Here is a 13791-nt window from a genome sequence, read left to right on the forward strand (position 1 = left end):
ATATGAAGAAATTTATTATTGCATGTTCCGTCCTTCTTGCCGGTTTTGCCGCGAATGCTCAGGCAACTGCCGGTTACTGGCAGCAGCATGTGGATTACAGGATGAACGTGGATATGGATGTAAAAACCTTCCGTTATACGGGAAAACAGGAACTGATATATACCAATAATTCCCCGGATGTTCTCGATAAAGTATTCTATCATCTGTATTTCAATGCTTTTCAGCCGGGAAGTGAAATGGATGTGCGTTTAAAAACCATTGCTGATCCGGATAAACGGATGGTAATTAATAAAGGAACCAAGGAAGAACCCGAATATGAAAGCCGGATCGGCGTATTGAAACCGGATGAGGTAGGGTATATTAAAGTGCAATCGCTTACTCAGGACGGTCAGCCTGTAACATATGAAACGAAAGGGACCATATTGGAGGTAAAACTAGCCAGTCCGCTAAAACCGGGAGTCTCTGCCAAACTGGCAATGGACTTTGAAGGGCAGGTGCCGTTGCAGATCCGGAGATCGGGCCGTAACAGTTCCGAAGGAGTAGCTTTATCCATGACCCAGTGGTATCCGAAAATGGCAGAGTACGACTTTGAAGGGTGGCATGCCGACCCGTATATCGGACGCGAATTTCATGGAGTCTGGGGGAACTTCGACGTGCAGATATCCATCGATAAGGAATATATCCTCGGAGGCACCGGAAACCTGCAAAACGGCGATGAAATAGGATATGGTTATGAGAAAAAGGGAACGAAGGTAAAACGACCTAAAGGTAAAAAGCTGACCTGGCATTTCCATGCGGAAAAGGTGCATGATTTTGCCTGGGCTGCAGACCCGGAATATATTCACGACACGCTGGAGACCCCAAGCGGTGTAACGCTGCACTTTTTATATAAGGACAACCCGGAAATTGTGGAAAACTGGAAAAAGCTCCAGCCCAGGACCGCAGCGTTGCTCGATTTCTATAACAAAAATATAGGGCCTTACCCATGGAAACAGTATTCCGTAATACAAGGCGGAGACGGCGGTATGGAATATGCCATGTGTACCCTTATTACCGGGGAACGGAGTTTTGGTAGCCTGGTAGGAGTGACCGCCCATGAAATGGCGCATGCCTGGTTCCAGCATTTGCTGGCGACCAACGAGTCCAAACATCCGTGGATGGACGAAGGTTTTACGTCTTTCATTTCCGATCTGGCTGAGAACGAGATCATGGAAAGGAATAAGCCCAACCCTTTCGAAAACGCATATCGAAGCTATTTTATGCTGGCAATGTCCGGCAAGGAGCAACCGCAGACCACTCATGCCGATCGCTATGCGGAAAATATGGCGTATTCTTTTTCCGCTTACAGCAAAGGAGAAGTATTCCTGGCACAACTGGGGTATGTTATAGGGCAGGATAAGCTGATGGAAACACTGCACAGGTATTACGAAGATTTCAAATTTAAACATCCTACTCCCAACGATTTTAAAAGGGTAGCTGAAAAAGTCTCCGGATTTCAACTTGACTGGTATCTCACAGACTGGACCATGACCACCAATACGATCGATTATGCGATCAAAGAAGTGACCGGGGAAGGAGAGGATACAAAAGTAACCCTGGAACGCATTGGCCTGATGCCGATGCCTGTAGATGTCCTGGTCGTTTATAAAGACGACTCTTATGAGACTTTCTACGCCCCGCTGCGTATGATGCACGGTATAAAAGACAACCCTTATCCGAACCTTGAGAGAACTGTGCTCCCGGACTGGGCATGGGCATATCCAACCTATGAATTTACCATAAACAGGCCCAAAAGCGATATCAAAGCCATAGTGGTCGACCCTTCCGATCTTATGGCCGATGTGGACAAAAGCAACAACGGGATGACTTTTGAATAAAAGAAGATAAAATGACTTCTATGGAAAACCTCCTGCTTTCGGGAGGTTTTTCTATTTTTACAAAAATATAATCGGATGGATCAACGTTTTCCGAAAGAGGAAAAATTAAAAAGCAGGAAGCTTATAGAGAAGCTTTTCTCCGAGGGAAAAAGTATTTCCCGGTTTCCGCTTCGTCTGGTGTATGTTAAAACGGAATTCCCCGGTACAGCAGGGGTTCAGGCAGCCGTGTCCGTAAGCAAGCGAAAGTTTAAAAAGGCCGTGGACCGCAACCGGATCAAAAGACTTTTACGGGAGGCATACCGGCTTAACAAGCACCAGGTCAAAGAAAGGATCGGGACTGAGGCTTCCTATGCCTTTATGATTTTGTATCTTGGCAGGGAAATGCCCGAGTACAGGAAAACAGACCGTAAAATGAGAGAGTTATTACACCTGTTCCTGGAAGAAGAAGCCGGTGAAGGCAAATTTTAAAGCGGAAAATATGGACTTCAATACAGCATTGTACACAGACCTCTACCAGCTGGCCATGGGACAAGCTTACTTTTTAAAGGGCAAGCACGGAACAGAAGCCACATTCGATTATTTCTACAGGAAAACCCCCTTTAACAGCGGCTATGTTCTTTTCTGCGGTCTGGAAGAGGCGCTGGACTGGCTGGAAAAAGTTTCGTTCTCCCGGGAAGACCTGGATTATCTGTCGGAACAGGGATTTGATTCCGGTTTCATAGAATATCTTGCTGATTTCAAGTTCACGGGGACGGTTAAAAGCGTGGCGGAAGGAGAAATAGTCTTTCCTTTTGCACCCATAATTACCGTTACGGGGCCGGTAGTGGAATGCCAGATCGTGGAGACCTACCTTTTAAACTGTTTGAACTTCCAGTCGCTCATAGCAACGAAAGCCAGCCGTATCCGTTATATTTCGGGTGAAGACAAGGCGCTGGCCGAGTTCGGCTTAAGGAGGGCACAGGGATATGCAGGGCTCCAGGCTTCACGAGCCTCTTTTATAGGGGGCTTTGATACTACCTCCAATGTACTGGCCGGTAAAACCTTTCAAATACCGATCACCGGCACCATGGCCCATGCCTACATACAGAGTTATGATGATGAACTTACGGCATTCCGGGATTTTGCGGAGACACACCCGGACAATTGTGTGTTACTGGTAGACACCTATAATACCCTGAACAGCGGTATACCGAATGCCATTACCGTTGCCAGGGAAATGGAAAAAAAAGGAAAGAAGCTGATAGGGATAAGACTCGATAGCGGGGACCTTGCCTATTTGTCAAAGGCGGCCAGAAAAATGCTGGATGACGCCGGGCTTTCATATGTTAAAATAGCCGCTTCCAATCAACTCGATGAGCACGTAATACGGAGTTTGAAGGAGCAACGTGCAGCTATAGACATTTTCGGGGTGGGGACCAATCTTGTAGTAGGGCATGAAAATGCTGCGCTGGACGGGGTGTATAAACTGTGCAGTTTTGAAGATAAGCCCCGTATCAAAATATCGGAGAACCTGAGGAAGATGAATTTTCCGGGACAAAAGCAGGTATATCGCTACTTTAACGGCAATGGCAAATGTATTGCAGATGCGATAACCCTGGAAGGCCTGGAAGCTCCGGACGGCATGGCCCATCCGTTTGAGCCGCATAAGAGAATGCCTTTGAACCCTGCCCTGGCGGAGCCGTTGTTGCAGGAGGTTATGAGGGAAGGTAAACGCCTTTCCCCTGTACGATCTGTCCGTGATATAGCCGCTGCCGCCGTAAAAAATCTCGGACGGCTGCCTGAAGAACATAAGCGGTTCGATTTTCCGCATGTATATAAAGTAGGGCTTAGCAGTGAAATAGAGCAAATGCGGAATCATCTGAAATCGGAAAAGCTAGGAGAAAGCGGGACATGAAAATATAAATCCCATCCCATGAAACCGACATGATTAAAATGATCTTTAGACTCACAGGGCTATGATTATTTTAATCGTCAAAGGTTATATCTGATCATTGAAAAACAATAAAAAAGAACCAGATGAAAGCATTGCTGATCGTAGACGTACAAAACGATTTTTTACCTGGGGGCAGCCTGGCCGTCCCCGGCGGAGATGAAGTGATACCGGTGATCAATGCCCTGGAACCCCGTTTCGATCTTGTAGTGGCCACCCAGGACTGGCATCCGGAGGGGCACCGGAGTTTTGCTTCTGCACATCCGGGGAAAAAACCTTTTGAAATGATAGATCTGTACGGATTGGATCAGGTGCTTTGGCCGGATCATTGTGTGCAGGGAAGTCCCGGTGCTGATCTTGCAAAAGAATTGAACCAAAAACCGGTTGCCGCGGTTTTCCGGAAAGGAATGCATTACCGGGTAGACAGCTACAGCGGGTTTTATGACAACGGAAAAAAATACAGTACCGGACTGGCTTCCTATCTCCGGGAAATGAAAGTAAAAGAGGTATATGTCTGTGGTCTTGCAGCCGATTATTGCGTATATTATACGGCAAAAGATGCCTGCAATGCCGGATTCCATACTTATTACATTACGGATGCCACCAGGTTCATAGCAGGCGAATCTTACAAAGCGGCAATTTCCGATTTACGTCAAATTGGAGTACATTTGATATCCTCGGAGGAGTTGTGATGCCAAACCAAAGACCAAAATGGCGTTGTTTTCCGGAAAGAAGATAAAGACTAAATCTGCAAGTCATGAAAAAACTGCTTAAAAAAAGAATATTATTTCCTCTCATTGCCGTTTGTATGCTTTTTACGGCGACCTCGTTCAAAAACGATTTTTTCGAGATAGCCAAGCAAATAGAGATCTTCACTACGTTGTTCAAAGAACTTAACATGAATTATGTGGATGAGATTAACCCGGCCAGGCTTATGGACGGGGCCATCAAGGAAATGCTGGACGATCTCGATCCGTATACGGTGTATATGAACGAGCAGGACGTGGAGGAGTACAAGATAAAGAACAGCGGGGAATATTCCGGTATCGGGGCAGTGGTTCGCAGCTATCACGACAAATTACTTATTGTAGAACCCTATAAGGGATATCCTGCCGATGAAGCAGGTTTGAAAGCAGGGGACGAACTGATCCAGATAGGAGATGTCCGTATCTCGGATTTTAAGGACGACGCAGGAGAACTGCTTAAAGGAGCTGTAAACAGTTCTGTGGATATAACCTATCGCCGGCAGGGGGAAATCCGTAAAACAACACTGACCAGGAAAGAAATAGAAGTAGATGCTGTTCCCTTTTACGGAAAGGTCAATGATGATACCGGGTATATTGTGCTGTCCCGCTTTAACCGAAAAGCAGCCAGCCAGACCAAGGAGGCATTGGAAGACCTTAAGTCGCAGGGAATAAAGCAATTGGTTCTGGACCTGAGGGGCAACCCGGGAGGACTGCTCACCGAAGCTATTGATATTACCAATCTGTTTGTCCCCAAAGGCGAAACTATTGTTACCACAAAATCCAAGGTGAAGAAATTTAACCAGGAGTTCCGTACCCGGAAAGACCCCATAGATACGGAAATTCCCCTGGTAATACTCATAAACGGACGAAGTGCTTCCGCTAGCGAAATAGTATCAGGGGCACTTCAGGACCTGGACAGGGCTGTTGTAGTAGGTGCGAGAAGCTTTGGCAAAGGATTGGTGCAAAGGCCGCTTAAACTTACCTACGGAACACAATTGAAAGTAACAATATCCAGGTATTACACGCCCAGCGGCAGGTGTATCCAGGCCCTGGATTATGCACACCGGGATGAGAACGGTAATGCCCTGAGAACAGATGTTTCCAGTTATAATGCCTTTAAGACAAGAAACGGAAGGACTGTCTATGACGGTGGAGGAATAACGCCCGACCTGGAAGTAAAAGTGCTCCGTCAGAATAAACTCGTGCAGGAACTGCTGAGCAATCAGGTGATTTTTGATTACGCCACGGATTATTATTTTAGCCATAAGGTGGAAGACCTGGAAGGCTTTTCCTTTTCGGATGCGGACTATCGTGACTTTAAGGATTTTGTCGCTAAAAGTGATTTTGATTACGAAACCGAGGTGGAGAAACTCCTTAAGAAGGCAGGGAAAAACGAAGAGATGGAACTCTTTGGTGCCGAGGTACAGGAAGACTACAGGAAACTGCTGCAGGATATTGAAAGCAGCAAAATAACCACCCTGGACAATTACAAGGAAGAGCTGTCCAAGGAAATAGAAGATGAGATCATAAAAAGGTATTTCTACAGGGAAGGGCTGTACGACTACTACCTGTCCCATGATGAAGCCATCGTAGCTGCGGCAGGTCTTTTGAAAAGCAAAACGAGATACAGCGCATTGCTGAAATAGCAGCAATCGTTACCCGGCGAACTATTCGATATATACCCTTTTAACCCTGCGGGAAATACCGGTTATAAGCTCGTATGAAATAGTATTTGCTGTGGCTGCAAATTCCTCGGCGGTCGGATTTTTCCCGTATACAATGACTTCATCTCCCTCTTTACAGTCTATTCCGGTGACGTCTATCATAAGCATGTCCATGCAGACATTACCGATAATAGGGGCTTTTTGACCGTTGACGGATACATGGCCCTTGCCTTTGCCGTATTGTCTGCCAATCCCGTCGGCATGTCCGAGGGGTAGCGTGGCTGTCATGGTTGTTTTCTCTGCTATATATCCCCGGTTATAACCGAGACTGTCCCCTTTTTCCAGTTGATGTATCTGGGAAATTACGGTTTTCAGGCTTCCTACGGGACGCAGCAGTCTGTCTTTTATTTCATCGTTGCCGTAACCGTAAAGGCCTATACCGCTTCGTACCATATCAAACCGGGCGTCCGGATGGCATAGTATTCCGGAGGTATTGGATTGGTGCAATAAAGGTCTGTACCCGGCCAGTTTTTCAAAATTGTCGGCTATTCTCCGGAATGCCGCTATCTGATTGCGGGTAAACACCTCTTCGTCCGGGTCTTCGGACGCGGCCAGATGGGAGAACAGCGAAACCGCTTTTATGTTCGTCTGTTCCTGAAGTGCAGTGACTACCCTTTCCACCTCATGCTCGCCAAATCCCAGCCTGTTAAGGCCGGTATTGAACTTCAGGTGTACTGGATAGGCATCCATTTTTCTTGTTTTTGCAGTTTCCAGGAAGAGAGACAGAATGCGGTGCGAATAAATACAGGGTTCGAGCCTGTGATCTGCAAGATCGTCAAAATGCACGCTTTGCGGGTGTAAAACCATCACAGGGGTTTGTATGCCCGCTTCCCGTAGTTCTATGCCTTCGCTGGTGTAAGCTACGGCAAAGTAATCTACACCCAGTTTTTCCAGGAAGGGGGCTATCCTGCGCGAATCATGCCCATAGGCAAAGGCCTTTACAACAGCGATAAATTTTGTGTCGGGACGAAGGGTGGATTTCAGGAATTCATAGTTGTGCCGGAGGGCCCCGAGGTCTACTTCGAGCACGGTTTCTGCAACTTTTGACATGTTTTTTCGTTCAGATTTTAGCGTAATCCTAATCATGTGCCGGAGGTAGTGTTCCGGTAGGGGAAAGCGTGTTATTTTATGTGTTTATCCGGTAGAGTCATTTTTCTTTTTTTCGGACAGGTCCTCCGGGTCCTTCACGTCCATTTTGCTCACTTTTTGTCTTAGCATGGCCTTGTAGAAGGCAGCCCTGCTCAACGGTTCGTATTCTTCCGTTTCTCCGAGCAGTACGAGTTTGTTGTCATTTGATTTCCGGAAGCTGTAATTGGCCAGATTTCCCGTTCTGGTGCAGATGGCATGTACTTTGGTAACATATTCTGCGGTGGCCATCAGAGCCGGCATGGGGCCGAAGGGGTTTCCCTTGAAATCCATATCCAGGCCTGCAACCACAACGCGGACACCTTTATTGGCCAGGTCATTACATACGGTTACTATTTCGTCGTCAAAAAACTGGGCTTCATCAATACCTACTACGTCACAACCGTCGGCAAGTATGCGGATGTTGGCCGCGGCAGGGACCGGGGTAGACCGTATCTCGTTCGCATCATGGGACACCACCATATCTTCGCTGTGCCTCGTGTCTATAGAGGGTTTGAAGATCTCCACTTTCTGTTTGGCTATCTGTGCCCGCCGCAACCTTCGGATAAGTTCTTCCGTCTTTCCGGAAAACATGGAGCCGCAAATTACTTCTATCCAGCCAAATTGTTCTTTATGATTAACCGTATTTTCGAGAAACATTTCGTATTTTTCAACTCGGAAACAGACATAGGCGGATGTTGTCTTTTTTGCCTTCCCTTTAGCCCGGGAAAGATGGCTCAACCCCTATGCATATTCCCGATGGTGGGTAAAATATTGTTGTGATACCAAAGAAAATAAAAATTTTAAACTGTCGGAACAGGTGCCATATCCGTTTGGTATGAAACTTGTGCGAACTAAAGTAATTTTTTTTCATTAAAATCCTTGCAAAGCTAAGGAAAAAAATGTGACGTATTTCCGGGGAGAAGGGGGCTTTTTAAAGATGAGATGTTATAATAATGCTAATATATTTGTATCTGTTCCGGGAAAAAGTTATATTTTGAGATAATCCCCGGAGGAAAAGATTTTTTTCCGGTAGTCCGAAAAAGATACTATGGATAAACATTAAAAATAAAGCGATGAAAAAGAAACTGGAATCCGAACTGGTCAGCATAGCCCATGACATCCTTAAGCTCAAAGGAAAGGAAGATGTGGCTGCATTACAGGTGCAGGCGCAGAAAGTCTATGAGAAACTTACCTTGTTGAAGTTTGTGGAAGAGCATTTCGGGGTCATACAGCCCACAACAGGAAAGAGTGAGGCCCTCCGGAAATTCGAACAACTTGCCGGAGCTGTCATAGAAGAAAATACGAGTGTGCCGGAAAGCAATCCGCATAGCGAAGATATTATTGTGCCAGGTATAGATACGATCAAAGACATGGTAGCCGAAATGCCGGAAGAAGAAACACTGGAAGATATTCTCGCTGATATTATGCCCGACCCCGTATTTGAAAAACGGGATGCGGATGACGTAGTGCCGGTATTGCAAAAAACCGGGGTGCAACCAAAAGTATCTTCTCTTAACGACCGGTTTAAAGAGGGGATCAGTATAGGGCTGAACGATAAGCTCGCTTTTATAAAGCATCTTTTTAATGACAGTACGGAGGATTATAACCGGGTGATCTCGCAGATTAATACGATAGACAGTGAGGAAGAGGTCAAAAGCTTTATCCGCCATATGATAAAACCGGATTATAACAATTGGGAAGGAAAGGAAAAATATGAGGAGCGTTTCATGTACCTTCTCGAACAGAAATTCGGATAGTACTTCCCGGCACCTTAAGCCGCTTTAAACGCGGGCAGGCCGGTTTTGTCCCGGGATTTGTCCGGAAGCCGGATGAAAGACCATAAAAAAATTCAGAAGCGTCCCGATGGTTGTCGGGACGGAGCATTTCAAATCTCACCCGGTGAGAAAAACGAGCATGTCGAAACTCTATATCGTACCTACTCCTATAGGTAACCTGGAAGATATGACCTTCAGGGCCGTTGCTATCCTGAAGGAAGCAGATACCGTTCTGGCCGAAGATACGCGGACCAGCGGAAAATTGCTTAAACATTATGGTATTACTACGCCGTTGCAAAGTCATCATATGCACAATGAGCATAAAACGGTGAATAGTATAGTGCAGAGAATTGCCGGAGGAGAGACCATTGCCCTTGTTTCGGATGCGGGGACACCCGCGATATCCGATCCCGGGTTCCTGCTCACCAGGGCCTGTCTGGAGAATGGACTGGAAGTAGAATGTTTGCCCGGAGCTACCGCTTTTGTGCCGGCTCTGGTAAATAGCGGACTACCTAATGATAAATTTGTTTTCGAAGGTTTTCTTCCCGCTAAAAAAGGAAGACAGACCCGCCTGAAAATCCTTGCCGAAGAGACCCGTACCATCATTTTTTACGAATCTCCCTATAAATTGCTAAAGACCCTCGGTGATTTTGTCGATATTTTCGGTGCGGACCGACCGGTCTCGGTATCGAGGGAACTTACCAAAATCTATGAAGAGACCATCAGAGGAACCATGGAAGAAGTCCTTAATCATTTTAAGGAGAAACCACCCAAAGGAGAAATAGTAGTTGTCGTTGGCGGAGCCAAGGTCAGGTAATAAAAGTTATAAGTTCTTTAAACCAGCGTAGCAATCCACCAGGTATTCCCGAAAGGGTCCCGGAAACCTGCGCTCCTGGTATTGTCATCTTCGTCAAAAGGGATCATGAGAGATTGCGCCCCTGCATCCAATGCCTCATAATAGGTCTTGTCCGTATCTTTTACATATACATACATGCAGCCCGGTATAGCCCGGCCTGCTGCCGGAGCTTCCGCCAGAAGAATAGTACAGTCGCCTATCCTTACTTCCGAATGCTGGATTTTTTTATCTGTATTTAGTATCCGGATCATTTCCTGTCCTCCGAAGATTTTTTTAATGAATTCCACAAGGATATCTGCCTTTTCGGTAAGTAGATAGGGCATTACCTGCTGGTGCCCGACTATTAGTTTCATCCGTCTCATCTTATATCCTGTTTAATTAGATAATCAACGTCAATGCCGGGGTAATATTTTCCACGTGGAAAATTAATTTGGTTCGGATCGGGAAGGATTTTGTTCCGGCAGAAAGTTATATTCGCATTATTTTTGTCAGCCAAAAGAGAATGTTTTGTCCGTATCCAAAGCAAAAGATATAAAAGAAAAGGTGTCGTTCGGGGCGATTAACAGGCTGGCTGTTCCGGCTGTTATTGCCGGAATAGCCGAACCGTTGATCTCCCTTACGGATATTGCGGTGATCGGAAATGTGGATGAACATCCTGTGGAAGCCCTTGCTGCGGCAGGTATTGTAGGGTCCTTTCTTTCCGCGATAATCTGGATCGTTGCCCAGACAAAAACAGCGATATCGGCTATAGTTTCCCAGCATCTTGGGGCCAGCAGGCTTCATGCCGTGCGTACCCTTGTACCGCAGGCCATTGCTTTTAACCTGCTGTTAAGCCTGGCCATTTTTATTTTCACCTCCCTGTTTGCCGGACTTATTTTCGGGGCATACAATGCGGAAGGCCTTATCCTGCAATACAGTGTGGACTATTACCGCATAAGGGCTGTAGGATATCCTCTTACACTGGTTACTTTTGCCCTTTTCGGTGTATTCCGGGGGTTACAGAATACGTTATGGGCCATGAAGGCCAGCCTGGCCGGTGCCATCATTAATGTTGTGCTGGATTATGTGCTGGTATACGGTATAGAAGGTGTTGTACCGCCATTGCACCTTAAAGGTGCGGCTTATGCCAGCCTGGCAGCCCAGTTGGTGATGCTGTGCATCGCCTTGTATTTTTATATTAGCAGGACCCCGTTTTCCTTCAGGGTGCGCCGGAAGATCAATCCCCGTATAAAAGATCTGCTGGGCATGAGCTTTAATCTCTTTATCAGGACAGCTGCACTCAATTTTGCCATATACCTGGCCAACGCCTATGCCACGGATTACGGAAGGAACTACATCGCGGCCCAGAGTATGCTTATGAACATATGGCTGTTCTTTTCTTTTTTTATCGACGGGTATGCGAATGCGGGCAACGCTATTTCGGGAAGATTGCTGGGGGCGGGAGATTACAGGAGGTTGTGGTATCTGAGTGTGGATATTTGTAAATATGCTATTGGTATAGCTGTTATTCTTATGCTGGTTTGCGGTATATTTTATGATTCCATAGGTCTCATATTTAATAAGGACCCCCTGGTGCTGGCTTCTTTTGCATCTGTTTTCTGGATGGTACTTCTCATGCAACCCGTAAATGCGGTTGCCTTTATGTTCGATGGTATTTTTAAGGGACTGGGTGAAGCGGCATATCTCCGAAACGTATTGCTTGCAGCAACTTTTCTTGGCTTTACCCCCACTCTTTTGATAACGGATTATTTTAACTTTAAACTGTATGGTATCTGGATGGCTTTCATGGTGTGGATGCTGGTGCGGTCCGGAGCTCTGGTTTTTAAATTCAGGAGAAAATATCTGAAGGCAGTCGATTAATATTCGTAATTTCGTAATCACGCTTCGTTTAATAAAAATCTTGCATTATGGCTACTACACGTCCCAACGGAAGTTTGTATACCAAAACCGAAGGCAACATTGCTATTGTGGAATTCGGACATCCGGCCGGTAATTCGTTTCCCCGGGAATTGCTGGAGCGCCTGGAAAAAGAATTTTATATACTTTCGGAAAGAGAAGATATCCGGGTGATCGTGCTGAAGAGCGAAGGAGAAAAAGCATTCTGTGCCGGGGCATCTTTTGACGAGCTCGTGGAAATCGCCGATGCAGATCGGGGGAAAAAATTTTTCAGCGGTTTTGCCGGCGTCATCAATGCCATGCGTAAATGCAGCAAGCTTATTGTGGGGCGGGTGCAGGGAAAAGCGGTAGGTGGCGGTGTAGGCCTGGCTGCTGCCTGTGATTATGTCCTGGCAACCGAAGCGGCTGCCATTAAATTATCCGAATTTACCATAGGGATAGGTCCTTTTGTAATTGCTCCGGCCGTAGAACGCAAAATGGGCAATGCCGCACTGGCGGAACTCACCCTTGCACCGGATCAATGGAAAAACGCCTACTGGGCCAAGGAAAAAGGCTTGTATGCACGGGTTTTTGACCGTATTGGTGAACTGGACAAAGAAATCGACGTTTTTACCGAAAAACTGGCATCGTACAATCCGGAAGCCCTTTCGGAAATGAAAAGAATATTATGGGAAGGGACTTCCCACTGGGACGAACTACTAGGCTCCCGCGCGGAAATCTCCGGAAATCTTGTCCTCTCCGAATTTACCCGGAAAGCACTGGAAAAATTTAAAAAATAATTCGTGTTTTCCCATTATTTTCATTGAAGGGCCCTTCAATGAAAAAAGGTCATCCCACAACAGGACAACCTTTTTACAGCATTAAACGCTTTTTGAGTAAATAATAAAACTAACCTAACTAACTAAAACCTAAAACTAAAGCCTGTATATACGCCAAATGAATACGGTTTGAAACCACCGTTGTCATTGGAGAATGTATTCCACTGGTATTTGAACATGGGCTCTACCTGTAACTGGAGTTTGTCCGATAACAGATAATCCACGCCGAGTCCCACGTTGGTACTGAAATTCATATTATTTATATTGTTGGCCTCTCCCAGTTCGGTTGCAAGGGCATCCGATTTCAGTAATACGGAATTGTCCGTGAGAAACAGGGAGCTGACCCCTCCTATGAGGTTAAGGCCGAATCTTTCATTCAATACCCGGTATTTCAGTTCCATGGGAACTTCTATGTAACCGAATTCCTGTTGCATTAATCCTTCTTGTGGTGCAAAACTGGAGGCTACTTCATCTCTTGCGGCTACCGGAGGCCCTCCTTCCGAAGGGCTGTTCGCCACATAAAGGCCGGAAGCTTTTCCGGATTGGCGGGCATAATTAATATTGTCGAGTGAGCGGGCCTCAAAATCAGGGGCAAAAGAGATGTCGTTTGTATTATAACCGTAGTTTACTTTATTTATACCGGAACGCAGGCTTAACCTCTCGTTTACCTGATATGCTATATTGACACCATAACTGATATTGACTTTCCCTGATTTGGAATTGTCCTTGAACTCCGGGTCAATGGGCGATCCGCCACTGAGTGAATTATAGTAAACAGGGGCCACATTGGGATTTATACTCCACTTCTTGTTTCCTTTTTCTTTTAAGCGCTCTTGTTTTTCATGTTCCGCATCATTTTCCATTTCTGCGATGGCTTCCAGTAAGGATTTTTTATTTTCTTCTTTGCCGCTGCCCTGTTGAGCGACTTGGCTATTATCCGTAATCGTCTTACCGTCCTGTTGAGCCACACGGCCGTGTGGCTTTACGTTTGTGGTATTATCTTTATTGTCCCGTTGAGCGACCCGGTTATTATCGGTTATC

13 protein-coding genes are annotated in these 13791 nt (G+C 46.0%); 9 read left to right on the forward strand and 4 right to left on the reverse strand.

What is annotated here, in order from left to right:
- Positions 1–2 precede the first annotated feature (2 nt).
- The 5 genes from ED312_RS01810 to ED312_RS01830 all read left to right on the forward strand — a co-directional run bounded on the left by ED312_RS01810 (position 3) and on the right by ED312_RS01830 (position 6199).
- Positions 3–1877, forward strand: coding sequence for a M1 family metallopeptidase (locus ED312_RS01810; RefSeq protein WP_206363193.1), 1875 nt, complete (start codon positions 3–5; stop codon positions 1875–1877).
- Positions 1878–1952: 75 nt separating this feature from the next.
- Entirely contained in the window at positions 1953–2345 is a 393-nt protein-coding gene (gene rnpA, locus ED312_RS01815) for a ribonuclease P protein component (RefSeq protein WP_123214292.1), read from the forward strand.
- A 10-nt stretch (positions 2346–2355) separates the two neighbouring features.
- Positions 2356–3771 (forward strand): nicotinate phosphoribosyltransferase, encoded by a 1416-nt coding sequence (locus tag ED312_RS01820; RefSeq protein ID WP_123214303.1) that lies wholly within the window; start codon positions 2356–2358, stop codon positions 3769–3771.
- Between the two features lie 122 nt (positions 3772–3893).
- Entirely contained in the window at positions 3894–4499 is a 606-nt protein-coding gene (gene pncA / locus ED312_RS01825) for a bifunctional nicotinamidase/pyrazinamidase (RefSeq protein WP_123214293.1), read from the forward strand.
- A 65-nt stretch (positions 4500–4564) separates the two neighbouring features.
- Positions 4565–6199 (forward strand): S41 family peptidase, encoded by a 1635-nt coding sequence (locus ED312_RS01830; RefSeq protein ID WP_123214294.1) that lies wholly within the window; start codon positions 4565–4567, stop codon positions 6197–6199.
- 21 nt (positions 6200–6220) lie between these two features.
- Here ED312_RS01830 and alr read toward each other — a convergent pair whose 3' ends face one another.
- A complete protein-coding gene (alr, locus tag ED312_RS01835; RefSeq protein WP_123214295.1) occupies positions 6221–7327 on the reverse strand; it encodes an alanine racemase in 1107 nt (368 codons plus the stop codon).
- Between the two features lie 84 nt (positions 7328–7411).
- The gene (locus ED312_RS01840; protein ID WP_123214296.1) at positions 7412–8062 is read right to left on the reverse strand and encodes a thymidine kinase; all 651 of its coding nucleotides are present in this window, start codon (positions 8060–8062) and stop codon (positions 7412–7414) included.
- A gap of 416 nt (positions 8063–8478) precedes the next feature.
- Between ED312_RS01840 and ED312_RS01845 the strand changes: the two genes are divergently transcribed.
- Together ED312_RS01845 and rsmI are read left to right on the forward strand one after the other, a co-directional pair.
- Complete coding sequence (locus ED312_RS01845; RefSeq protein WP_123214297.1) at positions 8479–9162, forward strand: hypothetical protein; 684 nt, start codon at positions 8479–8481, stop codon at positions 9160–9162.
- Between the two features lie 157 nt (positions 9163–9319).
- Entirely contained in the window at positions 9320–9997 is a 678-nt protein-coding gene (gene rsmI / locus ED312_RS01850; RefSeq protein ID WP_123214304.1) for a 16S rRNA (cytidine(1402)-2'-O)-methyltransferase, read from the forward strand.
- Positions 9998–10014: 17 nt separating this feature from the next.
- Here the strand turns inward: rsmI and ED312_RS01855 are convergent, their stop codons facing one another.
- Entirely contained in the window at positions 10015–10389 is a 375-nt protein-coding gene (locus ED312_RS01855) for a VOC family protein (protein WP_170164427.1), read from the reverse strand.
- 154 nt (positions 10390–10543) lie between these two features.
- On the opposite strand from ED312_RS01855, the gene ED312_RS01860 reads away from it, so the two are divergent.
- Positions 10544–11896: an MATE family efflux transporter gene (locus ED312_RS01860; RefSeq protein ID WP_394342838.1), complete on the forward strand. Its 1353-nt coding sequence runs from the start codon at positions 10544–10546 to the stop codon at positions 11894–11896.
- Between the two features lie 47 nt (positions 11897–11943).
- Complete coding sequence (locus ED312_RS01865; RefSeq protein ID WP_123214299.1) at positions 11944–12711, forward strand: enoyl-CoA hydratase/isomerase family protein; 768 nt, start codon at positions 11944–11946, stop codon at positions 12709–12711.
- A 122-nt stretch (positions 12712–12833) separates the two neighbouring features.
- Here the strand turns inward: ED312_RS01865 and ED312_RS01870 are convergent.
- The coding region (locus ED312_RS01870; RefSeq protein ID WP_123214300.1) for an outer membrane beta-barrel protein at positions 12834–13791 on the reverse strand (958 nt) is incomplete at its 5' end.

Origin of the sequence: Sinomicrobium pectinilyticum, from assembly GCF_003725735.1 — a bacterium.
Classification (GTDB): domain Bacteria; phylum Bacteroidota; class Bacteroidia; order Flavobacteriales; family Flavobacteriaceae; genus Sinomicrobium; species Sinomicrobium pectinilyticum.

Coding starts and splice junctions, on each gene's coding strand:
- ED312_RS01855 (WP_170164427.1), bottom strand. CDS start 10,389: ATGAAACTAATAGTCGGGCACCAGCAGGTAATGCCCTATCTACTTACC.
- ED312_RS01830 (WP_123214294.1), top strand. CDS start 4,565: ATGAAAAAACTGCTTAAAAAAAGAATATTATTTCCTCTCATTGCCGTT.
- ED312_RS01840 (WP_123214296.1), bottom strand. CDS start 8,062: ATGTTTCTCGAAAATACGGTTAATCATAAAGAACAATTTGGCTGGATA.
- ED312_RS01810 (WP_206363193.1), top strand. CDS start 3: ATGAAGAAATTTATTATTGCATGTTCCGTCCTTCTTGCCGGTTTTGCC.
- rsmI (WP_123214304.1), top strand. CDS start 9,320: ATGTCGAAACTCTATATCGTACCTACTCCTATAGGTAACCTGGAAGAT.
- ED312_RS01865 (WP_123214299.1), top strand. CDS start 11,944: ATGGCTACTACACGTCCCAACGGAAGTTTGTATACCAAAACCGAAGGC.
- alr (WP_123214295.1), bottom strand. CDS start 7,327: ATGTCAAAAGTTGCAGAAACCGTGCTCGAAGTAGACCTCGGGGCCCTC.
- rnpA (WP_123214292.1), top strand. CDS start 1,953: ATGGATCAACGTTTTCCGAAAGAGGAAAAATTAAAAAGCAGGAAGCTT.
- ED312_RS01820 (WP_123214303.1), top strand. CDS start 2,356: ATGGACTTCAATACAGCATTGTACACAGACCTCTACCAGCTGGCCATG.
- pncA (WP_123214293.1), top strand. CDS start 3,894: ATGAAAGCATTGCTGATCGTAGACGTACAAAACGATTTTTTACCTGGG.
- ED312_RS01845 (WP_123214297.1), top strand. CDS start 8,479: ATGAAAAAGAAACTGGAATCCGAACTGGTCAGCATAGCCCATGACATC.